The sequence below is a fragment of the Methylobacterium planeticum genome, assembly GCF_008806345.1.
GTDB classification, from domain to species: domain Bacteria; phylum Pseudomonadota; class Alphaproteobacteria; order Rhizobiales; family Beijerinckiaceae; genus Methylobacterium; species Methylobacterium planeticum.
The window spans coordinates 1-1,198 of the sequence record NZ_VZZJ01000073.1 but is presented as its reverse complement, the minus strand read 5'-3'; the positions used below and the strand labels follow the sequence as shown (position 1 = coordinate 1,198).

Annotated in this window: 1 pseudogene; it reads left to right on the top strand. The window is 70.3% G+C overall.

Annotation, left to right across the window (positions count from 1 at the left end):
- Nucleotides 1-1,198, top strand: a pseudogene (locus F6X51_RS27585) (IS3 family transposase); the annotation flags it as partial.

Below are 1,198 nucleotides of genomic sequence, written 5' to 3'. Positions count from 1 at the left end.
CGACAGAGACAACGACGGTAGCGGCGGCAGGTCCGGGGCGCGGTGGCCGGATGTCCCGGCAGCGTAAGCGCGATGCGGTGCTGCGGCTCGTGCGCGGTGAGGACCTGGAGACGGTCTCTCGCGAGCTGGGGGTCACGGCAGCGACCTTGAGCGGCTGGCGCGATGCCTTTCTGTCCGGGGGCGAGGCCAACCTGGCGACCCGCGCAACCAACGGCGAGGCGCTGGAGAGCGCCCGTCTGAAGGCCAAGCTCGGCGAGATGCTGTTGGAGCGCGAGCTTCTGGAGGCCAAGATCGCAGCTCTGGAGAGCGGCCGCCCTTTAGCGCGGCGGAGGTGGAAGCCATGAGCCGGACCTGCTCGCCGAGCCGCGGCAGGCCCTACGGTCTTGCGCGGGTCTGCCGGGTCTGGCGGACTGCCCGCGCCAGCGTCTATCGCCAGCGGCATCCCGCCCAGCCGCGCGCCCGGCGGCCTGGACCGATCGGACCGATGCCGGATGCAGCCCTGGTGGAGCGCATCCGCGGCGTCCTCGCCGCCAGCCCGTTTCACGGTGAGGGCCACCGCAAGGTCTGGGCGCGGCTGCGGGTGGCTGGCGTGCGCACCTCCAAACAGCGCGTGCTGCGGCTGATGCGCGAGCATGATCTGCTCGCGCCCTCCCGCGTCGGATCTCCCCGGGGACCGCGTAACCACGACGGCACCATCATCCCCGAGGCGCTGGACACGATGTGGGGGACGGACATGACCACGACCTGGACGGGCGAAGGACAGGTCGCGGTGTTCATCGCCATCGATCATCACAACGCCGAGTGCGTCGGCATCCATGCGGCCCGGCGCGGCACCCGCTTCGAGGCGTTGGAGCCGCTGCGTCAGGGCATCCGCCGCCATTTCGGTGCCTTCGCCCAGGACGCGGCGCGCGGGCTCGCCATCCGGCACGATCACGGCAGCTGCTACATGGCTCACGATTTCCAGGCTGAGCTGACCTTCTTGGGGGCGGAGAGTTCGCCCGCTTTCGTGCGAGCTCCCGAGGGAAATGGCTGCGCCGAGCGCTTCATCCGCACGCTGAAGGAGAACCTGCTCTGGGTGCAGAGCTTCGACACCCTGGAGGCCTTGCGCCAGGCGCTGCTTGCCTTCCGCGAAACCTACAACACCACCTGGCTCATCGAGCGGCTCGGCTTCCAGTCGCCCGCCGCTGCCCGCCAGGCA